This is a genomic window from Pseudanabaena sp. FACHB-2040 (assembly GCF_014696715.1).
Taxonomy (GTDB): domain Bacteria; phylum Cyanobacteriota; class Cyanobacteriia; order Phormidesmidales; family Phormidesmidaceae; genus JACVSF01.
Genome location: NZ_JACJQO010000022.1, coordinates 279,935 through 302,014, shown reverse-complemented (window position 1 = coordinate 302,014; position 22,080 = coordinate 279,935). Strand labels below are relative to the sequence as shown.

At 56.1% G+C, this 22,080-nt stretch carries 17 protein-coding genes; 8 read left to right on the top strand and 9 right to left on the bottom strand.

From position 1 onward, the window contains the following. The first annotated feature begins 273 nt into the window (after positions 1 to 273). The 3 genes from H6G13_RS24355 to H6G13_RS24345 all read left to right on the top strand — a co-directional run bounded on the left by H6G13_RS24355 (position 274) and on the right by H6G13_RS24345 (position 2,179). On the top strand, positions 274 to 741 hold the full coding sequence (locus tag H6G13_RS24355) for an NYN domain-containing protein (protein ID WP_190487775.1): 468 nt from the start codon (positions 274 to 276) through the stop codon (positions 739 to 741). A gap of 58 nt (positions 742 to 799) precedes the next feature. After that, positions 800 to 1,495 carry a ribonuclease III gene (rnc, locus tag H6G13_RS24350; RefSeq protein ID WP_347277526.1) on the top strand — a complete coding sequence of 232 codons (696 nt, stop codon included), beginning with the start codon at positions 800 to 802 and terminating at the stop codon, positions 1,493 to 1,495. A 402-nt stretch (positions 1,496 to 1,897) separates the two neighbouring features. After that, on the top strand, positions 1,898 to 2,179 hold the full coding sequence (locus tag H6G13_RS24345) for a hypothetical protein (RefSeq protein WP_190487770.1): 282 nt from the start codon (positions 1,898 to 1,900) through the stop codon (positions 2,177 to 2,179). A gap of 59 nt (positions 2,180 to 2,238) precedes the next feature. On the opposite strand, the gene H6G13_RS24340 is transcribed toward H6G13_RS24345, so the two are convergent. The 4 genes from H6G13_RS24340 to H6G13_RS24325 form a co-directional block, all read right to left on the bottom strand. Further along, a complete protein-coding gene (locus tag H6G13_RS24340; RefSeq protein WP_190487768.1) occupies positions 2,239 to 2,889 on the bottom strand; it encodes an HAD-IA family hydrolase in 651 nt (216 codons plus the stop codon). An 18-nt stretch (positions 2,890 to 2,907) separates the two neighbouring features. Beyond that, positions 2,908 to 4,098, bottom strand: coding sequence for an NAD(P)/FAD-dependent oxidoreductase (locus H6G13_RS24335; RefSeq protein ID WP_190487766.1), 1,191 nt, complete (start codon positions 4,096 to 4,098; stop codon positions 2,908 to 2,910). Between the two features lie 85 nt (positions 4,099 to 4,183). After that, the gene (locus H6G13_RS24330) at positions 4,184 to 6,016 is read right to left on the bottom strand and encodes a DUF3685 domain-containing protein (RefSeq protein ID WP_190487764.1); all 1,833 of its coding nucleotides are present in this window, start codon (positions 6,014 to 6,016) and stop codon (positions 4,184 to 4,186) included. Then, complete coding sequence (locus H6G13_RS24325; protein WP_190487762.1) at positions 6,013 to 7,824, bottom strand: hypothetical protein; 1,812 nt, start codon at positions 7,822 to 7,824, stop codon at positions 6,013 to 6,015. Before H6G13_RS24325 ends, H6G13_RS24330 begins: the two co-directional genes overlap by 4 nt. A 134-nt stretch (positions 7,825 to 7,958) precedes the next feature. Here H6G13_RS24325 and H6G13_RS24320 point away from each other — a divergent pair, with 134 nt between their 5' ends. From H6G13_RS24320 to H6G13_RS24310, 3 genes are all read left to right on the top strand, one after another. Beyond that, a complete protein-coding gene (locus tag H6G13_RS24320; protein ID WP_190487760.1) occupies positions 7,959 to 8,747 on the top strand; it encodes a pentapeptide repeat-containing protein in 789 nt (262 codons plus the stop codon). 246 nt (positions 8,748 to 8,993) lie between these two features. Then, positions 8,994 to 9,725: a hypothetical protein gene (locus H6G13_RS24315; RefSeq protein WP_190487758.1), complete on the top strand. Its 732-nt coding sequence runs from the start codon at positions 8,994 to 8,996 to the stop codon at positions 9,723 to 9,725. A 210-nt stretch (positions 9,726 to 9,935) separates the two neighbouring features. Beyond that, positions 9,936 to 12,479, top strand: coding sequence for a glycogen/starch/alpha-glucan phosphorylase (locus H6G13_RS24310; RefSeq protein WP_190487757.1), 2,544 nt, complete (start codon positions 9,936 to 9,938; stop codon positions 12,477 to 12,479). Positions 12,480 to 12,546: 67 nt separating this feature from the next. Here the strand turns inward: H6G13_RS24310 and H6G13_RS24305 are convergent, their stop codons facing one another. From H6G13_RS24305 to H6G13_RS24295, 3 genes are all read right to left on the bottom strand, one after another. Next, positions 12,547 to 13,191 (bottom strand): DUF1361 domain-containing protein, encoded by a 645-nt coding sequence (locus tag H6G13_RS24305; protein ID WP_190487756.1) that lies wholly within the window; start codon positions 13,189 to 13,191, stop codon positions 12,547 to 12,549. 147 nt (positions 13,192 to 13,338) lie between these two features. Beyond that, positions 13,339 to 14,256 (bottom strand): ROK family protein, encoded by a 918-nt coding sequence (locus H6G13_RS24300; protein WP_190487755.1) that lies wholly within the window; start codon positions 14,254 to 14,256, stop codon positions 13,339 to 13,341. A gap of 64 nt (positions 14,257 to 14,320) precedes the next feature. Continuing rightward, positions 14,321 to 15,217 (bottom strand): ABC transporter permease, encoded by an 897-nt coding sequence (locus H6G13_RS24295; protein WP_190487754.1) that lies wholly within the window; start codon positions 15,215 to 15,217, stop codon positions 14,321 to 14,323. Positions 15,218 to 15,309: 92 nt separating this feature from the next. Here H6G13_RS24295 and H6G13_RS24290 point away from each other — a divergent pair, with 92 nt between their 5' ends. Beyond that, a complete protein-coding gene (locus H6G13_RS24290) occupies positions 15,310 to 15,933 on the top strand; it encodes a hypothetical protein (RefSeq protein WP_190487753.1) in 624 nt (207 codons plus the stop codon). Positions 15,934 to 15,965: 32 nt separating this feature from the next. Here H6G13_RS24290 and H6G13_RS24285 read toward each other — a convergent pair whose 3' ends face one another. Both H6G13_RS24285 and H6G13_RS24280 read right to left on the bottom strand, forming a co-directional pair. Next, positions 15,966 to 17,738, bottom strand: a complete 1,773-nt coding sequence (locus H6G13_RS24285; protein WP_190487752.1) for a DUF3370 domain-containing protein — start codon at positions 17,736 to 17,738, stop codon at positions 15,966 to 15,968. Between the two features lie 267 nt (positions 17,739 to 18,005). Continuing rightward, the gene (locus tag H6G13_RS24280; RefSeq protein WP_190487750.1) at positions 18,006 to 20,864 is read right to left on the bottom strand and encodes a zinc-dependent metalloprotease; all 2,859 of its coding nucleotides are present in this window, start codon (positions 20,862 to 20,864) and stop codon (positions 18,006 to 18,008) included. A 214-nt stretch (positions 20,865 to 21,078) separates the two neighbouring features. Between H6G13_RS24280 and queG the strand changes: the two genes are divergently transcribed. Beyond that, complete coding sequence (queG, locus tag H6G13_RS24275; RefSeq protein ID WP_190487748.1) at positions 21,079 to 22,044, top strand: tRNA epoxyqueuosine(34) reductase QueG; 966 nt, start codon at positions 21,079 to 21,081, stop codon at positions 22,042 to 22,044. Positions 22,045 to 22,080 lie beyond the last annotated feature (36 nt).

Sequence of the window (22,080 nt, the reverse complement as noted above, 5' to 3'; positions counted from 1 at the left end):
AGTAAATATTGAGACATGCTTGAATGGTGCAAGCAAATCCTAATTGAAGAACTGCTTTAAATCCTTACACTTTCTAAGTGTATTGCTGCGTGCGAACTGTCGCTTGTCAGGAGCAGCTCTTCAATCTGGATAAGGCTGAGTAAAAGTTTTTGTCTGACTGTTTTAGTTTAAAGCAGCTCGTTCTGTTCGTTTTCGCTATGAAAACAACAGAATAATTTGGCTTTTGCTTAGTTTCCTCATTCAAGCAATTCATTCAATTTGTAGGAAAACCCTATGAACAAGAGAATTGCCATTTTCTGGGATCTTGAAAATGTTAAGCTTCGTCGGCTACGCCGTAATCAAGCTTTACTGGCTTCCATCTTTAATTTCGCTAGGAGTAGAGGAAAGGTCCAAACTTTCAATGTCTATGGCAGTTTGACGGGCAAATATCAGAGTGCCTTTCAAGCGTCTTGCTTAGAAGCAAAAGCTTGCTATGTCTCTATTGAGTCTGCTAAAAAGAACGCTTTGGACGAGAAGTTGGTGTTTGATTGTGTGAAGGCGATAAATCATATCGCTTGTCCCGAAGTCGTAATACTTGTTTCTGGTGACAAAGACTACAAAGCTTTGATTGAGTGCCTGAGACGCCTTAATATTTATGTTGTCGTCTTGGCTCAAAGTGAGCTTGGCAGCCTCCGTCTAAGAAAGATTGCTAATGAGTTTCATGCAATTTCTAATTTGTTGAATTTGCAAGGAGCGGCTTGACCTTTGTGAAATTGCTTTTCTGTGGATCTATTGCATTGCGTAGATCCACGGAGGCTCGATGATGTTGAGGCTTATGAAACAATCCAAACTGCCGAAATTTAGTAACCCTAAACTGTTGATTAAAGCCATGACTCATAAGTCTTACGCTAATGAACACGGCGAATTGGAAGCAGACAATGAGCGACTTGAGTTTTTAGGGGATGCGATTCTCAACTTTGTCTGTGGTGAGCTGCTGTATCGGGAGTTTTCTCAAAAGCCGGAAGGAGAGTTGACTCAGCTTCGGGCTTCGCTGGTAGACAAAACACAGCTAGCAGAATTTGCGATCGCACTCGATCTCAACCAACATCTCCGGTTGGGAAAAGGCGTAGAGAAAAGTGGAGGCCGGTCCAACCCCCGTTTGCTCAGTAGTGCTTTTGAAGCTTTGGTTGGTGCTTATTTTCTTGATCAAGGCTCCACGATTGATTTAGTTCAAGACTTCGTAGAGCCATTGTTTCAGCGAGCACTGGCTCAGCGGGGAGCGACCAGCAATACTGCCAACTACAAGAGCCGGTTCCAAGAGTGGGCACTGGCAGAGTTTGGGGAAGTGCCGGAGTACGTCATCATAGAAGAAGCAGGCCCAGACCACGCTAAGCGGTTTGTTTCTGAAGTGTGGGTCAAAGGTAAACCCTATGGCCGGGGTAAGGGGCGAAAAAAGCAGGAGGCCGAGAAGCAAGCCGCTCGCTCTGCCCTAGAAACCTTAGGATTACTGCTATAAATCCTGCCCATAACCCCATAGGTTGGCGTCAAGCGCAGCGCGACCCAACACCCTGTTAAGAGCGCGGTGCATTGTGCCAAGGTAACAACACACCTTACGGTTCTGAAAACCTTGGGCTATCAGCTTGAGCTGTAATATTTCTGACTTGACTCTTTGGGCCAGATCCACTAGTTTCAGTACTTATAGCTGTGTGCGTGCAGCTTGTCTCTCCCAAAAATTTGGCGGTGCCGGAAGTTGTTAGCAGCAACAACCGACACCTAACCCCCGAAGACAGATAGAGCCTGTCGCGGAGGCTAGAGGTGATCTTAATAGATCACGCCACTGGCCGCCCCGATTTCTCATGTCTGGGGCGGCCAAATTTTTGGGGGCTTCCTACCTACTCATCTCTGGAGGAACCTCCCAATGATTTACATTCCCTCTCTCAGGTCGCCCGCTGACAGCGAGGCGGCCCAGCCTATCGTGCTTGGTTCACCCCTGCGCGTACCTGGTCGCGAACCGTTGCGTCATATTCTGGTGGGCTCGCGTACTGGTGTAGAGCAGGCGGTGCAGCAGCTCCATGCGCTCACCTATGCTGAGCAGTTTCAGTGGAGCCAGCCCATCATTGTGCCTGAAACGGGCATTACCATTACCCCGGTTCAGGGAGAAGTGCTGCAGTACTTGATTCGCTGGCGGTCGGTGGGTTAAGTAGCTAGCCCCGCAATCCCCTCCCTTGCAGCCCCCCGTCTGGGAGGGAGTGAACAGGGTTAACGCCGCTGCCGATTGAGCCAGATGCCCTTAAGCCCAGCGGCGGTGGCTCCTTCGTAGTCTTCTTTATAGCTGTCTCCTACATGCCAGGCATCTTTTGCCGTGCAGTGGTGCTTTTGTAGGGCTGTGGCAAAGATCAGCGGGTCTGGCTTAGGAGCCCCCACCTCTGTCGAGATCGTCACCGACTGAAAGAACTCCGCCAGATCCAAAGCTTCTAGCACTGAGTAAATGCGTGAATCGAAGTTGGAGAGCACGCCCAGCTCAATGCCCCTGGCCTGCCAGCGTTCCAAAGAGTTGAGCGTGTCGGGGTAGACAAACCAGGGTTCGGCGCTGGCAAAGTAGGCGTACAGCTTGGCAAAGAAGTCGTCGAAGTTGGCAAACTGAGACAAAACGCCGACCTGATCAAAGGTCTGTCGTGCGATCGCATCCCACCAGAGATATTCCTGATGGGGCACATCAGTGGGTTCGCTGTCTGGAAACGCCATCGGCGCGGCGGCCTTGAAGGCAGCAAAAAACGCTTGGTCAACAGCAGAGGCGTCGCAGGCTACACTAAACTGCTCAGCGACGCGAACATACGCCTCACCAACGCTGCCCTGCACCCCAAACAGCGTACCGACTGCATCTAGAAAAATGACTTTTGGCTGACCCATATTGGCCTTACTAACAGCTCACACCGAGAGGATATCTCGAAGCGGTTTGCTAATCCAGTTCAAGCCGACGCGAATCTGGTGATCTAGGGTGGGCATCCGGTAAAGATAGGCCAGACGACGGGCTATATGAGCCATTTCGCCTTCAAGCTGCAGGCCCAGCCCGGTCAGGGTGGCTTTGTCGGTGCCTAAGGTCATCATTTCGCCCAGATGCTGGTAGCGGAAAGGCAGCAGCGGTCGCTCTGTCAGCGAAGCCCAAATGTTCCAGCCCACATAATCGGCCTGCTGCATAGCGGCCTGGGCCGAGGCGGGCACCTGTTGGCTTTCTGCATCTAGACATTCCGCCACGTCGCCCAGGGCAAACACTTCGGGATGATCGATGGCCTGCAGCGTTGAGGTGATGGCAATGCGGTTGCGATCGCTCCGCTTTAGAGACAGCGCCTCCACTGCCGGATTCATCTTCACGCCCACCGTCCACAGCACCAGCTCGACGGGAATGATGTCAATCTGGTCCCGGTACTTCAGGCTGAGGCTGTTTTCAGTCACCGATTCAACGGTCGTTTCTAGATCAAGCCAGACGCCCTGATCCGAGAGCGCCTGCAGGGCTACCTGCCGGTTGTGTTCAGGCGATGTGCGCAAAATTTCTGTGGCCTGCTCCACCAGCCGCAGCCGCCCGCGCGAGCCTAGCCGCTCTGCCAACTTGCAGGCCAGCTCTACGCCGCTGTAGCCGCCGCCAATGACCGCTACCCGAATTTTTTCGGCCTCACTGGCCTCCAATATCCGCAGTCGCTCCCTGAGGCGGTTCGCATCATCCAACGAGCGAAAGGCCAGAGCGTGCTCAGCGACTCCAGGCACCCAGTCCATCGGCGTTTCGCCGCCCAACGCCAGCACCAGCCGGTCATAGGCCAGCGTGGCCCCATCACCCAGCGTTACCTGGCGACCTTCTAAATCAATCGCGCTGACGCTGGACTGGTGAAAGCGAATGCCCGTATTGGCCAGCAGTTCTTCGTAGGGCGGCGCAACCTCCCAGGTTTGCAGCTCTCCTGTGACCAGTTCGTAGAGCAGCGGGCTAAAGAGAAAGCGATCCTGCTGATCCACCAAAACAATTTCGGGAATTTCGGCTTTGGGCCAGGGCAGCTTGCTCAGGCGCAGAGCCGTGTAGAGACCGCCAAAGCCGCCGCCGAGAATGCAGATTTGCTGACGAGAAGTCATGGATTGCCAGTACTGGGGTTCTCTCTACAGGATAGGCGAATTGAGCGGGGGTGAGGGGTTAGGGCGGCGTTGCTACCCAAACTCCTCACCCCTTGCGCCGATACTTTGGATCGTTCCAGGCACTGCCGACTCCTTTGAGGATGCCTCGGCCAATTAGGCCAATGCCGCGACCGACGACGTCGGTGAGAAGGTAGACTAGGCCGCTGCCCAGAAAGGAGATGGTGGTGCGGAGGCGAGGTGCGATCGCATCTCTAGCTTCAATGGCTAGGGTGACTGAGAGCTGTAGGCCAGAAAGCCGATCGAGCTCTTCTTGACGAGGGGCGTAGACAAAGCGGGTTTGGATGCCGCGTTCGGTCAGCATTAGCAGGCGGTGCTGGCTTTCGAAGACGGCCTTGGGTTCGTTTAGCAGAGAGTCCCAACGGTAGCGCCAGGAAAGATCGTTGCGAAACCGTTCAATGTCGCGGGTAGACATGATGCGGCGTTGGTAGAGATATTTTTTGATTTCTTCGATATCGGCAAAACGGTTGAGCAGGGGCTGCATAACGGCATTGGCAACCTGGATCAGCAGGTTCTCTAGCAGCAGGCGGCTGCGCCCGAGGGCTTCTGGGGTGGTAGCTAGATAGGCGCTGCCGTCTACAACCATTGCTTCTTGAAATAGCAGATGGCCCAGCAGCAGAGGCACTTGGGGAATTTTGTTGAGGATGGCAGTCTGTACTGTGGTTTCTTCTAGCAGCAGCGTTTTCACAACTGGCTGCTCTAGCACGCCTACCTCCAGGGTGTAGTAGCGGCCAAAAAAGTCAGTAATCACGGCCTGCCAAACGTCTCGCAGAATGTCTGGGCAGGTTACAGTGAGCTGTCCTGGTAATAGGCGAGCTTGGCGCAAGTCGTCTAGGGCATCTTCTAACTTGCGCAGGGTGAGGAAGAGCAGTTCACGTTTTTTCTCCTCTCGCAAAATATCAATTTCTAGAGGCAGGCCGCTGATGTTTTCCAAGGGGCTTTGCAGCTTGCGAAAGACGCTTTCAAAAACGACGGTCTGCAGGTCGCCGCGCTGCAGGCTGAGCCGATCGGAGGTCGTTGGCACCAGGTTTCGGCCTGGCTCTGGCAGGTTGGCCTCGGCCATTGGCTCGATTCGTTGAGGCGGCGGTGCAGCGGCTGAGGCGGGCTCTGCGGCAGTGACCGGGGACCATTGATCGGAGAAGCCAGGGGTGGCCAAAATGCGTTTGATCAGCCAGCGGGCGGCTCGCAGCTCCCGGTAGCGTCCGGCTAGCAGTGCCTCTGATAGGGCAGAGCTTGTGCCTGATCGTTGAGCATTGCTCAGTTCGGCAATGGCGGCTTCAATCTGCTGGAGCGAGGATAGACGCAGGCTAATCCGCAGGGCGGTGAGGGGGCTAGGAACAAGCCGGGTAAAGGTTTCTGCTGCCATTGCAGGGGCCTGTATTTCGATCCCCTGAGAGGGTGGCCCGGCCAGCTGCTCGATGAGCTGAGCCAGCTCCCGCACGGGCATGCCTCGCGCGCCATAGGCGTCGGCTCCCATCTGCCGGGCGGCTGCCTGCAGCACGGGTTCGGTGCGGCTGCTGAGCACCAGCACCGGCAATGTGGGATACCGAGACTTGATGGCGGCACAGAGCTGCAGCCCTGGCAGCTGGTCGGGCATTCCCTCGCCCAAGCCCAGATCTAAGATCACCAGATCGAGGTCGGGCAGAGTGTCTGCGGCAGGCTCAGACTCTACTTCGTCTGCTTCAGCCTCGCTATCAGTTGGGGGACGGCAGCGAGCGGCCAGTAGGGCTAGAGCCTCTTCTCCCTGACTGGCTTCGGCGGCTACTTCAAATCCGGCAGACTGCTCCAGCCAAATCTTTAGACCCAGGCGAAAGACCGGGTCTTCATCCACCAGCATCAGACGTAGGGAGTCAGGGCTCATTCAAATTCGGAGTCGCTCGTAGGTTCATCTGAGTCAGCTGCACCGTCTGATTCCCAGATAGACCAGATGTAGTTGCGCTCATCTTCCCACAAAGCAACGGCTCGTCGCGCCTCGCTGTAGAGGGCTCGGCCAGGGCCAATCTGCGAAGCCAGTGCGATCGCAGCGCTTAAGTTGCCCTCATAGGCCAGATCTTTGGCCTCGTCTAGAATCGGCTGATCCTCCTTGATCTCAATGGTGCGGGTCCAATCTGCAATCAGGCTTTGGGCTCTGGCATAGAGGGCGCGCTCTGGCTGGACTTTTTGAGCTGCCTCGATAGCTTCTCTAAGCTGGTTTTTCTCGGCTAGCGCCACCGCTTCATCGATTAGGGGCCGATCCTCAATAAACTGAATCTCCCGCTGCCAGTCGGCAATGCGAGCTTGGGCATCGGCTCTGAGGGCGCGGCCCAATTCAATCTGGCTAGCCTCAGCAATGGCCTGCTCCAAGGCCGCAATCGTGCCCGGTCGCGCCAGCTGATCCGATCGCGCCAGAATGGGTCGGTCGGCAATTCGCTCCAGCTCTTTTTGCCACTGGGCGATTAGCGTTTGCGCCTGGATGCGTCGGGGGCGGTCAGGTTCAATGGCGCGGGCCTGTGCGATCGCAAGCTGATAGGCTTGCCCCTGACCTAGGCGGGCAACCATCTGAGCCAGCTGGAGCCGAGAGGCATCGGCTAGCTGGGCCTGCCAATCTTGCCGGAAGGTTTGCGCCTGCTGATAAAGCGGGCTGTCTGCCGGAATTTGCTCAACTGCCCGAATGGCTTCCCGTAGGGCAAATAGCTCAGCGTAGGTCGGGGTAGAGGCCGCTTTCTGAATCAATGCCGAACTGGCTAACTGCTGAGCGTGGGCAAACCTAACTAGAGTCTGAGCTTCTGGCCCGTGGTTGGGGTTGGGCGGCACTTTCTGGGCGGCAGTTACGGCCTCCTCTAGATTGCCTGACTTCCACTGCACCATGGCGTAAGCCAGCAGGATTTCGCCCCAACGGTTAATATCCTTTTCAGTCTCTGCCCAAACTCGGCTCCCCAAATCTACCTGCCGAGCCACCGTAATCGCTTCTAGGTAATCTTCTGGCTTGCCCTTGCCAGCCAGTTCCCGAGCTGCGATCAGGCTGGTCCAAGAGCGCTGCTCTCGCTGCAGCTGCCGCTGCCAATACTGGAAGCGATCGCGCAGCCAAAAGTCGCTCTTGAGCAGCTTCAAGTTTTGCAGCGTTTCGTTAGCCGTGTCCCAATTGCGGCGTTCAATGGCTGTAGCCAAAGTCGTTTCGAGAGTTTCGCCTGAGCTCCACTCCTGCCGCCATTCGTAGATGGCAGCCTGGGCAGGTTTGCGCAGCGGCGTGTTCTGGGGAATGCTGCTGGCCAGCTCAACCCCACCCTCCAAATCCCCTGCCTGCACTCGGCGGCTGGCTAAAAACATGAGTTTCTGAGAAGCCTCTGTGAGCACCTTTTGGGCTTCTTCGTAGTCACTATGGATCTTGGGCCAGTTAGCCGTGAGCAAAATGGCCGCTGTCAGGTCTTGAGGACTCCCCGATCTAGACTGGGTCCGAGCGCAGTAAATGCGATCGTTGCTAGAACTGAGGCGGGACATTTCCTCACAGTTGGGTACGGGCGGAATCCGCGTCAGCCAAACCAGTGCCCACGTGCCCAAAATTCCCGATCCTGCAAGCAGCGCTACCCACAGAATCGGCCATAGCCATTCCTTGAGCGCCCGCCACCAGTGGAGGCGCGGCTGATAAACCCTTGAGCTAGGCTTTGAATTCGCTGATGATGAGGATGCCATGAACTCGAACTAGCACTCCCTACTCCACGTTCGAGGTCTTTTGCTGCTGCCGACCTCGACCCCGCATCGGGCTGAAATGCCTACCACGACCGGGAAAGATGCTGCCATTTTAGATGTATTTCTGAGACTTGATCATGAATCTCTCAAACTTTATGTGCCGCTCGAGTAGCTGCTTTTCCAGACTCACCTGGGGGCACTGGGCCAGTAGGGTCGGAGCCATTGCTGCAGCCACCTTGTTAGCCCACGGCAGCGCCCAAGCCTGGAATCCTGGCCACCTACAGCAGCTCCTGATTACTAATGAGTGTGCTGGCTGTGACTTAAGCCAAGCTGTTCTCGCCAGCGCTCGGTTAAATCAAACTAACTTGACCCGAGCTAACCTAGCAGGTGCCCAACTCCAAGAGTCTTCCCTACTCAGCGGCAATCTAATGGGCGCTAACCTGAGCCAGGCAGACCTAAGCCGAGCCACGCTGGTTGGAGCCGATCTCACCCAAGCCAATCTAGAAAATGCTCTCCTGATCGGAACTAACCTGAGCCGTTCAACGCTGACCCAGGCTCGACTGCCTGGAGCTAACCTGCAAGGGGCACAGATGACAGAGGTGCGTCTGTTCGAGGCCGATTTGCAGGGCAGCGGCCTTCAGGAAGCTAACCTGCTGCGGAGCAACCTGAGCCGGGTGAATCTTGATGAAGCTGACCTCACCCAGGCCGATCTATTCCAGGTCAATCTAGTCAGGGCATCGCTACGAGGCGCTAATTTGACCGGAGCCGACCTGCGTGCCGCTCGTCTAGCCAGAGCAGATTTGCAGGGAGCCAATCTGACCGATGCTAAGTTGCAAGATGCCGGTGTGCAGGGGGCCAATCTATCTGAGGCGATCTTTTGTAATACTCAAATGCCCAACGGCCAAATCAACAATTCTGGCTGTTAAGGTTCAAGTTGAAGATGGGGTTTCGAACTGGCTAAACTAATTCTTTAAATGGGGTTTTACCCCTCTTGTGCTGTTTTGGCTTGGCTTGCTACTCTCCCTTCCCATATTTTTTGAAAAAGGGGAGAGCGAGCGCGACTTCTAATTCAAAACTTCATAATTTCATAAAGGTCATCATCATAAAAATAAGGAAATCTTCACAGACATTTAGTAGATTGATTGGGTGTCTGAACGACAGAGCATGAAACGATGGCAGAGGACTACTCCCGATCAGGGTTGAAAGATCAATCTGTTTTGTTTGCCAGTGCAGCTTTGGCCGCTTTAGTGCTGTCTCTGCCCTGGTTCATCTACCGAGCAAATGCCAATCAGTGGTTCAGATCTAATCCATTTAAGGCTGTAGAAGCTGATTTTCTCTACGAAAAAGCGTTAGAGACGGGTTGGGAGGCGGCTGTGGCGGTACAGTCTGCCCAGGGCCGACGAGACTGGGAAACCGTCGTTACTCGTTGGGGAGAGGCTATTACCCTGCTGGAAAAGGTTAAAACTATTCCCTCAGATCGATCCGAAGAAGCGCAGACTAAGCTAGCCGAGTATCGAGTGTTTCAAGAGTACGCTTCAGAGCGAGCTACCAGGTCGTTGCCCGAGTTTTCCTGGGAAACGATTACAGAACTGGCGGGACAAAAGAGCTTTGTTCTGGTCGATCCCGATCGCAATGATGCGCTCTCCCCTGGCCCCCGACTAGACATTGAGGCAGACAACACGATTACCAACACTGCCCACGTGAACCATGTACTGTCTAGTTTGGGGCTGCCGCCTATCCCTGGCGCAAACATTAGCCCTGGGGAGAACGTGCAGATCCGCAGCAACGAATACATCATCAGAAATTACCCGCTGGGCGAACTCTCGCTGCATCGGACTTCATGCAACGATTCGTTCACTATTAACAGCCGATACGACTGTCTTTGGAAAATTACGCTGCGTTAGGAAGATTTAAAGACAGGGAGATGCGGGGACGCGGAGAAAATTTGTTGGCGGCCGAGCTGATGTTTCTCGGGCGATTGAGCGGGGCACTCTGGCTGGCAGCTTTTTCTATGGGGCTCAAAGAAACTCTTTGATTTTACAGATCCCTCTACCAGAAGATGTACTCTAGGCCAATATCCAACTCCGGCTATTTTTCCCACAGAGGACTCCCCCATGACTCTAGCAGCGAATCCCCAGTCCCTCTCAGGAATGAGCGTTGAGGACGATCGCACTGGCCTTAGCGTAGAAACTTTAAGACGGGCCTTCCTAGATAATCTTTTCTACATTCAGGGTAAGTTTCCCCGGCTTGCCACTAAGCACGATTATTATTTGGCCTTGGCCTATACGGTGCGCGATCGCATGTTGCAGCGCTGGCTAGGCAGTGCCGCTACCTATACCGATCTGCAGTCGCGTACGGTCTGCTATCTGTCAGCTGAGTTTCTCATGGGGCCTCACTTGGGCAACAACCTAATTAACCTGGGCATTTACGATCAGGTGAAAGAGGCGATGGACTCCGTTTGCGTCAACATAGATGATCTGTTGACGACCGAGGAAGAGCCAGGCCTAGGCAATGGTGGCTTGGGGCGCTTAGCTGCCTGCTACCTCGATTCTCTGGCGACGCTGGGCATTCCCTCGGTGGGCTACGGCATTCGCTACGAGTTTGGCATCTTCAGCCAGGAGATCCGAGACGGCTGGCAGGTGGAGCTGACCGATAAATGGCTGCGCTACGGCAACCCCTGGGAGGTTGCTCGACCCGACTGGGCGGTTCACGTCAAGCTAGGGGGCCACACTGAAACTTACCAAGATGAGCAGGGCCGACAGCGGGTGCGCTGGATTCCCGCCCGCGAAGTGGTTGGCATGCCTTACGACACGCCGATTCTGGGCTATCAGGTGAATACGGCCAATACCCTGCGGCTGTGGAGCGCCGAGGCTCCTGAGTCCTTCGACTTCGAAGCCTTTAACCGGGGTGACTACTACCAGGCCGTTCAGAAAAAGATGGTCTCAGAAAATCTGAGCAAGGTGCTCTACCCCAACGATGAGCGGCTAGAGGGCAAACAGCTGCGGCTAGAGCAGCAGTATTTCTTTGTGTCCTGCTCGCTGCAGGATATGTTCCGCATTCTCAAGGGGCAGGGTTTACCGGTCGAGCGCTTTCACGAGAAATTTGCGATTCAGCTCAACGATACCCATCCTGCTGTAGCGGTGGCCGAACTGATGCGGCTATTGCTCGATGAGCACGGACTGGACTGGGAAAGTGCCTGGGCGATCACTCAAAAAACGGTTGCCTTCACCAACCATACCCTGCTACCAGAAGCGCTGGAGCGCTGGACACTTAGCCTGTTTGGACGGCTGCTGCCCCGTCACCTAGAGATTATTTTTGACATCAACACCCGCTTTTTAGAGCAGGTGCGGCTTAAGTTTCCGGGAGATCAAGAGCGGATTGCCCGGATGTCTTTGATCGATGAGTCAGGCGAGCGCTATGTGCGGATGGCCAACCTGGCCTGCGCGGGCAGCTTGGCTATTAATGGGGTGGCTGACCTCCACACTGAACTGCTGAAAAAGACAGTGCTGCGGGACTTCTACGAGTTTTCGCCTGAAAAGTTTAGCAACAAGACCAACGGCGTTACCCCACGCCGCTGGATTGTCTTGAGCAATCCCCGCATGACTCGGCTGATTTCGAGCAAAATTGGCGACGGCTGGATTAAGCACTTAGAAGATCTGCGCCAGCTAGAGGGCTATGCCGAAGATGCCGCATTCCGGGCAGAGTGGCGGCAGGTGAAGCAGGCTGTCAAATACGACTTGGCGCTGCATATTGAAAAGCACATGGGCATTACCGTCGATCCCTACTCGCTGTTTGATGTGCAGGTAAAGCGAATCCACGAGTACAAGCGCCAGCACCTCAACGTGCTGCACATCATCGCGCTTTACAACCGCCTGCGACACAACCCAGATTTAGAGATTACCTCGCGTACCTTCCTCTTCGGCGGCAAAGCGGCTCCCGGCTATTTCATGGCCAAGCTGATAATTAAGTTCATCAACGCGGTGGGTGAGGTGGTGAACAATGACCCGCTGACGCGCGATCGCATGCGGGTGATCTTCCTGCCCAACTTCAATGTCTCCAACGGGCAGCGTATCTATCCGGCCTCGGATCTGTCGGAGCAGATTTCGACGGCAGGCTACGAAGCCTCAGGTACTGGCAACATGAAATTTGCCATGAATGGGGCGCTGACCATTGGCACCCTCGATGGAGCTAACGTCGAGATCCGCAAAGAAGTTGGGGAAGACAACTTCTTCTTGTTTGGCCTGACCGCTGAAGAAGTGATGCAGCTAAAAAAACACGGCTATCACCCTCTGGATTACTTTGATACCAATTCTGAGCTTAAAGAAGTGGTTGAACTGATAGCTGGGGGCCATTTCTCCAACGGCGATCGCGACCTGTTCAAGCCGCTGGTTGATCAGCTTATGCTCAGCGATCCCTATCTGCTGCTGGCCGACTACCAGCCCTACATCGACTGTCAAAATGAGGTGGGCCGGGCCTATCAAGACCCTGAGCGCTGGAGCCGCATGTCTATTCTCAATGCGGCCCGAACCGGCAAGTTTTCCTCGGATCGGGCGATTCATGAGTACTGCCAGGACATCTGGAAGGTGAAGCCGGTGCCCATCGACCTCCAAGCCTACAGCTTTGATGCCGGTAGCTGTGAACTGCCTAGCCTAGAGTAAGGAAATTTTTGATGAATCAACCTAGAGACGCTGGGCTCAGCGTCTCTAGACCCGTCTTTAAACCCCTTTATAGCTCGATTTCCTTGCCTAAACGGGCATAGCGCATCCGCAGCACTAACCCCAAGGTAATCTGCTTAAATAGCCAGTACAGTCCAGCAATAATCAAAAACATCGCCAGAATGACCGCCAGTGGCCGCCTTGAGGTCAGGTCGTCAAGCGTTTGCAGCAGCACCTCGTCTGGATCGGAGATAATATCCCAGCTGTTGAAACGGCGAAAGCGGCCAATAAACACCCCAACTGCAGCCAGGGCATGGGTCATCAGTTCGGCCCAGAGGACATACCGTTTGGCCCCTTGATTGCGAAGATACTGCCCTTGGTTCAGCAGAGATACGACGTAGGCTTCAAACCCGGCCAAAATTGACAGCACGTGCAGCGGGATATAGGCGACCGTCAGCGCAATGATGGAAAGCCCATCGCGGGTGGCGCGAATGAAGTGAATAATGTCTGTCAGCACGTAGGGTGCATTCGGCAGAAATGCGACGTAGACAATCAGGGCCAGCCACCAGAGGGCGTTGCGAGGTACAGGCCGACGCTGCCGAAACAGCCAAAAACTCAGCGCCAGCGGGATAAAGGCAAGGAATAAATTCCAAAGAATCCAGCCGCTGTAGCGATTAGAAAAGACAGAGGCAATTTGAATAAAATGTTCTCGCATAGGCCCGAGGCTTTAACTTTAATTTTTCTCAGACTACCGACAAAAATGAAGACTGGGTGAGGAAGCGACCACAGTTCCCTTAATCTGAACAAAGTTTTGTCTGCTTCATGAAGATTAAGTTCATGAAGGAAATTAGACCCTAGGTGCTCAGCTAAGTTCCTGGCTGGCAGTCCCCAACGTTTGCAGCGCCAGGCGGGCAGCCCCGACAATTCCGGCCTGGTTGCCCAACTCGGCAATGAGAATTTGCAGGTTTTCGCGGGAACTGGGCAATACCCGCTGTTCAATCTCCGCTTTGACTGTGGGTAGAAACCAGCGCGCCCCGGCACTGATACCCCCGCCCAAAATCACAGCTTCGGGCGTGACGATATAGATCAAGCTGGCTAGCCCCGCTCCCAGGTGGCGACCATACTGCTGCCAGAATGCGATCGCATCCTCCTCTCCAGCCTCAGCTTTGGCTGCCACCTCTCCCGGCTCTAATCCGGTTTGTCGCCGCACCGCCTGCACCGAGCAGTACTGCTCTAAAGAGCCTCGGTTGCCGCTGTTGCAGGGCGGCCCCTCGGGGTTGAGAGTAATCAGTCCCAATTCTCCGGCGGTGCCGTGGCGGCCCACAAACAGCTTGCCGTCTAGAATCAAGGCTCCCCCAACGCCGGTGCCTAGGGTCAGCAAAATCAGATCTTTGAAGGCGCGACCAGCCCCCAGCCAGGCTTCTCCTAGCCCAGCACAGTTGGCATCGTTGGCTAGTACGGTGGGGCGCTTGGTTTTGGCCTCTAGCCAGTCGGCGACTGGCACATCCTGCCAGCCTGCTAAGTTGATAGCTACCCGCGCCACTCGTCCGGCAGCATCGGTGGGGCCAGGGGTGCCAATACCGATGGCGGCAGCTTCATCGTTGGGATCGAGATCTGCGATCGCAGCCGCCATCGCCTCGATCACGGCTTCTGGCGTAGCGGGCTGCGGCGTCGGCACGCTTAATGAGGCCAGACAGGTGCCCGCTGGCGTAAAGCGCCCCAGCTTAATGGCGGTACCGCCCAAATCTACCCCGATTACCTGCGCCAGATCCGTACCCATAGATGCCCATCTCCATATCTGCTTTTGGGACTGCTTTTGGGCATTGTCTCAGATTGGGGCGGCCCTACTTCCAGTTTTCACGTCGCAGCAGAGGATTGACCAAGTCGTTGAGCCCTTCACCCACTAGCGACAGGCCCGCTACCATCAGGGTCAGGGTCAGACCGGGAAAGAGTGCCGTCCACCAAATGCCGGTAGGCAGTGCATCGAGCGCCTGCCGGATGTCGGCCCCCCACTCCGGGATTTGCTCCGGCAGACCTAAGCCTAAAAAGCCCAGTCCCCCCAAAATCAAAATGGCGTCGGCAGCATTAAGGGTAAAGAGCACCGGCACACTTTGAATCACGTTGACAAACAGATAGCGGTTGAGCACTGCCCAGGTCGAGGCTCCCATGGCCTGGGCCGCTTCAATAAACAGCTCGGTCTTAATGCTGACTGTATGGTTGCGAACCACCCGATAGTACTGGGGAATGTAGGCAATGCTAAGTGCGATCGCAGCGTTGATCACCCCCCGACCCACCACAAAAGCCAGCGTGATCGACAGCAGCAGCCCCGGCAAAGTGTAGATCGTGTCCATAAAGAACAGCAGCGCCCGGTCTAGCCGCCCGCCCAGGTAGCCGCTGACCATGCCCAGCGGCACGCCAATGGCAACGCTCATGACGGTAGCCAGCAGCACCACCTGCCAAGCAGCCCGAGTGCCAAACAGGGTGCGAGAGAAGACATCGTAGCCCTGGCGGGTGGTGCCAAACCAATGCTCTGCTGAGGGGGGCTGATGAATGGGGTTGTCTAGCGCTGCCGTGGGGTCGAGCAAAATGCCCCAAGACTGCAGCAGTGGGGCCAGCAGCGCCACCAGGATAAACACCAGAGTGATGGCAATGCCTACCCACATCAAAATGACTGAGACGTTTGCCGCCTGGCGGTTGCGATCGCTAGCGCGGAAAAAGCGTTTACGGAGGTTGACAGTCATGGGCACAGCAGCTCAGGCATTGCGAGCTTCATTATCGCAGAGTCCTAGCCCACTGCCATACTGAAGGCACGTGAGTCCTTTTAGATTTAGATATGTCCTCTCTTTCCTCTGCCCCTACGTCTGCTCCCCTAGAAGTTTTGGCCGCTGCTGCAATGGCCCTGCGGGGAGCCAAGCCGCGCCCAGACGGCAAGGCCGTAACGGCTGCCCTGCTGGAGGCCGAGAAAACCGCTAAGCAGCAGCGGCAAACCTACACCCCCAACGAGCTCTATGGCACTTGGCGGCTCTGCTTTACGGCCCCCAAAAAGCCCCACTACCGCTCAGGGCAACCCGTGGGAAACGGGTTCTACGTCCCTACCCTGGCCGTGGCCCAAATCAGTTTCCTCCCAGACGCCGATCAGCCCGGAAAAATCACGATTCGCAATCAGCTGCGCTTGGGGCCTCTACAAATTACCTTTTCAGGGCCAGCCCGCTCCCCCGGCAAGAAAAACCTGCTGGCCTTTGACTTTACTCGGCTCGAAATTAAGGCCCTAGGGGCCACGCTCTACAGCGGTGCGACCGGCTCAAAGACGGCTAAAGCAGCCTCTTTTGATGCCGTTCCGGTGGCCCAACTGCCGTTTTTCTCCTTTTTTCTGGCCCAGGCTGACTATCTTGCAGCTCGGGGCCGCAGCGGTGGGCTGGCCCTGTGGGTTCGTGCCGAAGCGACTGCTCAGGAATAGAGCCCCTACAGAGCCTACCCTCAAGCGCAAGCTTAGGGGTTTGCTGCCGGGAGAGAAGGTTCTCGGCTGAGGGGCTGCGCCGTTGGATTTGGGCTGCCCGCCTCAATCACGTTAAAGGAATTGACCGTCTGCACTGTCAACACCTGGGGCGGGGTTGCATCGGGAGGATAGATCAGGTCAATCTCAACCTCTCGCCGTTCCCCGGCAGGAATATTCAGCTTCACCAGAGGATCGCCCTCCTGACCGCGCCGCTGCACCAAATGGACATAGTGGGTCTGCCGAACGCCAAGCTGATTGGCATAGCGTAGGCGCACCGTACCCCGGAAGAAAACTCGATTTTCGGGTGGCTGCCGGAAGCGTAGCCCACCCTTAAGTCCCTCATCTGGCAAGGGAGTCTGGAGCTTCAGTTCGACGCTTTGAGTCGAGCCAGTAGGGTTGTACAGGGGCATCGTCAGGCTGTAACGGATGCCGTAGTTGCCGTGGGCTCGGAAGGCCGTATCGGGGTAGCGCACCAACATCGGCGCACTTTGGATTTGCCCAGTGCCAAAAGTATTGCGGTCTACGGTACTGAGCACATAGGAGAAAGCATCGCCTGGCTGAGGAATAGACAGGACTGTGGTGTCGGGGCCATCTGTGACCAGAGTGCTCCACTGAGAACCGCGAGCGACTCCGGCTACGCGACCGTAGTAGAAGCGACCAGCTCGGTAGGTTTCGGGGTTAGTCGGCGGAATGTCTCGGGGGCCGGCCAGGCTGCCCCGCCGTAGTAGGTCAATCCATTCTCGCAGGGCGGGCACCCGCTCAGCCCCTCCTGCCGCTGGCGGTGCGTACATCGCCAAACTGGCAACGTGCACTGGGCCACTGCTAGAGAGGTACATCATGGCAGTCCGCCCGTTGCTAGGCAGAGGCTGATTGTTGGGCCGAGGCACGACTACAACGTCTCCTGGCCCTAGCCCGATACCGGCCTCTCCGGCAGTGGCGGCTACCACCGTGACTTGGCTGGGTGCAGGCTTGGGAATCGTGCTGCCCTGGGGATACGTGCCGTTGACTGGCACCGTCAGCTGCCGCAGGGGAATGGGCACGTTCATTAGCAGGTGCACATGACCAGGCGGGATGACCACTTCACGGGGCCACTGGGACTGGTTTTGCCCCCTTAGGAGGTCAGTGGTCGTGCGGCTGCCGGGGCCAGCATAGATAGTGCCGTTGGGGTTGAGAACCGTTGAGGGCAGCTCTCGAAAGGGGGCCTCCTGGCTCAGGTAGGTCATGCCCTGGAGAACTTCCACGGTGACAGGCTGGTCGCCGGGATTGTGTACTAGAACGCCCAAAAAGAGAGTACGGCGGTCGTCGTGGGACACCCCTCGGGCGATGTGGTGGGCAAAAATATCAAAGCGCCCTTGAAAGGGAAAGTTGAGGTGCGCCTGGGGGGTTCGCATCCCTTCTGCGGGGAACGTGGAGAGCAAGATTCCCTCGCTCTGAATGACCTCTGGGCTGTTGCTGTTAAAGACAGGCACCTGGTCGAGCTGTCCTGGCAGAGGCCGCACATCCTGCTGCTGGACAACCTCGGCATAATGCTGAGGGTCTGAGGCCACCAGGGTCGCCTCAGACAGCCGGGAGGCTAGGCCGGAAATTAAGGTTCTAGGCTGCTCGAAGGGGCGAGCTTCCTCTGGTTGGAAGGCTGCGCCAGTAGCAAGCGGTGGGGCGGGTGCCACCAGCGCAGAAGGTTCAGAGACTCCAGGCTCTAAGGTTGACGCAGGTAACGTCTGAGAGAGCACTGGAGTCAGGGTCAAGGCCGCTAGCGCGGTTAGCATAGGCTAACTGAAGAGTTCAACGGAGTTTGCTCAGCTTAGAAACTGCTGCCTCAAATTGGGTGCGGCAGTTTAGCTAGGTAATACACTCTGAAATGCCACAGGATCGTTACAAACTGCAATCATCAATACACCATACACCAAGGAGACACAGGATTTATTGAGGCTCGTCGTGTTCTCAAAAAAATTCTGATAAGTGTTTTCGCTGGGTGTGAAGTTAAGATGCCCCGGCTCTGCCGGAAAAGCACGGGGTGGCAAATTGCTCTAAAATCAGCCGCTCTGTAAAGGGGCGTTGAGCGTTTTGCCAATGCGATCGCGCGCGTCTTCTAGGTGAGCCCGAGTGCTGATGTCGAGCCGATCGCCCTGGCGGCGCAGGGTAGTTGCGATCGCATCTCCCAAGCGCTGCAGCTGATATCGGGCCATCACCCGCGCATCTTCGGGGGCTCCCAAGGTAGATCCAATGCCAATCGCTTCTAGTAAATCTTGGGCCCCTTCTAGATCGCTCAGGCTATGCCGCAGAACCAGGCTGCTGAGCAGGGTCAAGTGATGCCGCTGCAGGCCGCGCCGCAGGCTGGTCAGGGCTGGTGGCTGGCCGTCTGTGGTTAGAACTTCGCTCCAGACCATCTGGTTGACTCGCTCAAACAGTTCCGGCAGGCTCAGGGTTGCCGTAGGGCCTGCCTTGAGTTCCCCGTCTCGCAGCCGCCGCAGTCGGTCAGCAAAAAACAGGTCATTTAAGGCCATGCCCTGAACGAAGAGAATGCGATCGTAGGCAGGGTAGTCCAGGGGATACACGGTCAGGCTCTGGCCCCAGTGATTCCAGCGGTCGGGGGCGAGGGAGTTGAGCAGATCGGGGGAGAAATTAAAGGCGTCGGGAGACAGCACATATTTCTCCAGCAAGTCCAGAGCCTGTCGCTGCTTTTCTGCAGAAATGGGCGCAAACGGCTGCTGGCCCCGCGAGTCCCAGGGATTGGTGCGGGTAAACTGCTGGCCGCCAATATAGTTAGAAATGGTGAACATCTGGTGCTGGTAGTAACCCATGATTAGGTCAAAGCGGCGGCGCAGCTGACCGTAGCCCTCCCCCGGTCTGACCGAATACCAGTTCAGCTTTTTCCAGATCGCTTGAGCATTCTCCATTTGCCACTGCGCATACTGCAACGGATCGCTGCTGAGGTCCCAAGCAGCAGCCTGAGGATTCAAAAAATCGTAGATATCTTCATCGGTGGCGTAAGCCAGTTCAGGGGTGCCGCTGCGCTGGGCAATGCTCTGCAAACTGCTCTGGTCAAACTGCGACAGCCGTCCCTGTAGGGGCTTGTACCCATACTCGATAGCCCACAGGTCGTAAGGGCCTAGACGGGTGGGAAAAAAGTCTCCCTGGGCACTGCTGTCGAGAGCCAAATTGGGCGGAAAGTAGTCCATCACTGAGCTAACCAAGCCCTGGCTATGGGTTAATTCGGCATTATTCAGGTCTTCGGGGGTATTCAGTGTACTGCCCAAGAAGTTGTGCCGCAAACCCAATACATGCCCGACCTCATGAGCCGTTAAAGACTTGAGATAGTCGTGGACGTAGGTTTTGAAGACCTCTGATGGGGTAAAGGGGGCCCCCAGCAGATCGAGGGCTAGGCTGCCAAAGGCGACCTGCTGGGCGGCGCTGTAGCCAGCGCAGCGATCGGCAGCGGCTGACTCCGCCGCTAAAACCTGGGCAGTTCGAGGGGTAGCGGTGGCTGGCTGGCTGCCCTGGGCCTGGCTCAGCAGCCACTGGTGATAAACGCTCCGAAACGGGCGGCCACAGAGCTGCAGGTAGGTCTCGGCCTGGGTCGATAGGGGACCGACAAAATCTTGGTATTCCCGCTGCAGGTAAGAGACTACATTGGCGTCGAGCACGACATCGGCATCTAAAATTTCTCCGGTTAGCGGATTGACGCGGGAAGGCCCGTAGCCCAAGACGCCGCTGCCAAAGGAGTCAGACCAGCGGATCACGTTGTAGCGGGTATCGGCCGGATCCCAGTCGGCATCGTTGGGCATTTGTCGAACTGCGATCGCATCTCGAAAGCCTGCCTGCTCAAACGCCTCATTCCACATCAGCACACCCTCTCGAATTGCCTGTCGGTACTCCGTCGGCACCGTATTTTCAATCCAAAAAACAATTGGGGACTGGGGCCGTGATAGCGCGGCGGTAGGGTCTTGCTTTTCCAGGTGCCAGCGGTGGATGTAGCGGGTGAAGGACTCGCGAGCACGGGCCTGGGCTGGGGCGCGAAAGGCCGTGAGGAAATAGCCCACCCGTTCGTCAGCTAGTCGGGGCTGATAGCGCGGATTTTCTGGCAGTTGGGAGAAGCTGTAGCGCATTCTCAGGTTAAATCCTCGGGCATCGGCCAGAGTCTCAAGGCTAGGCGAAAACAAAAACGACAGCGGGTTGCTGCTGCCGCCGCCAGAAAAGCTCAGGACTGCAGCCAGCTCCACATTTTGCGGAAACGGCTGGGCTGTCTCCAGGTAAGACGCTTCGGTATTAAAGCTGTAGCCGCCAAATACCCAGGGAAACTGGGCCACCAGATCGGCCGGGTCGCGGTTGAGCAGAAAGGCTCCGAAATCTACCAGCAGCAGTCCGCTTTTGTCCTCAATGCTGACGATATTGAGGGTCGCAATCGGTGAATCGCTAAAGGACTCATTCAGTAGACGGCGCTCCTGGCCTGACCCCGGTCCTGAGCGAAAATTGAGGTTGGGCACCACTATCTGGAGCTTATTGCCCGGCACTCGGCGAAACTGCAGCAAAAAATCGTCGATGTCCCAGCCGCGAAACAGCCCCCACTCGCCCAGCCCCGACTCCAGGGTGGCTAGAAAGAGAAAATTTTGGTTGAGCTGCTCAGGCCGCAGCGCCAGCAGCAGTTGATTGCTGTCGAGGTTTTGATAGAGGGTTAGCAAGCCCTCTAGCCGGGTAAACCCTTCTATTGCCTCACTGAAGGGGCGGAGGCTGTTGGTCTGTGCCTCAGTAGAGTTTTCGTCAGTGGTTCCTGTGGGTGGGGCGCTCTGGATTTCTGTGTCTTTGTTGAGGCCCTTGGATAGAGACGTGCTTGGTTGAGCTACCTCTAGCGCGGTTGGTGGAGCAGTAGGCAGCGTCAGTGGCGGCTGGCCCAAGGCCCGAGATCCTAGGAGGACGGCCCCCAACATTAAACTAAAGAGGCAGGCTAACTTCAAAAATCGCTTCACCAGTTACCGATTCCGTTGGAATACCAAAATCTGTCTGTTTGAGCTACAGCTCCCTGACTTTAATCTAGAGCCTCAACCTACAGACAGATGACAATTGTCAGAAAGCTTAGAGTTTTTCTTTGTCAGCTATCTCTTGAGCACTATGTCAGTTACCCGCGCTGCGGTGCAGCAAAAGGCGCTACAACTCGGATTTCACAAGGTAGGCGTGGCCTCGGTACCGCCTCTGTCAGAAACTGCTCTACCTGCTCCCGAAGCTCAGGTCAAGGCTAGGCTACAGTCTTGGCTGCAGCAGGGATACCAGGCCGACATGGACTGGATGACCAACCCCAAGCGGCAAGACATTCGCCAGGTGATGCCGCAGGTGCGATCGCTAATCTGTGTGGCTCTCAACTACTACACGCCTCAGGATCGCCCTGAGGGCAGCCAGTATGCCAAGATTGCCCGCTATGGTTGGGGCCGAGACTACCATCGGGTGCTGCACAAGCGGCTCAAGGCGCTGGCCCAGTGGCTGCAAGACCAAGACCCGTCTATTCAAGTGCGCCACTACGCCGATACTGGGCCGGTGCAGGACAAGTTTTGGGCTCAGCAGGCAGGCCTGGGCTGGGTGGCTAAAAACGGCAACCTGATTACCCGTGAATATGGCTCTTGGGTTTTTTTAGGGGAGGTGCTGACCAGCCTGGAACTAGAGCCTGATCAGCCCCACACGGCCCACTGCGGCACCTGCACTCGCTGCCTTGAGGCTTGCCCCACCCAAGCCATTCGCCAGCCCGGTGTGGTCGATGCCAACCGCTGCATTGCCTATCACACGATTGAAAACCGGGCCGAAAAGCTGCCGGATGCGATCGCCCAAAAGCTGAATAATTGGGTGGCCGGGTGCGATATCTGCCAGGATGTTTGCCCCTGGAACCTGCGGTTTGCTCAGGCTACCGATGTGGCTGAGCTACAGCCCTACCCCTGGAATGTGACCCCTACCCTGGCTGAACTGGCTGATTTATCAGAGGCTGATTGGGCCCGACGGTTTCCGGCTTCAGCTCTGCGCCGGATCAAACCCTTCATGTGGCAACGCAATGCCCAGGCAGCTCAGTTTCCCCATTCGCCTGCAAGATGATCTAATCTGACTTCAGGCTGCGTATTCATGGAGCGG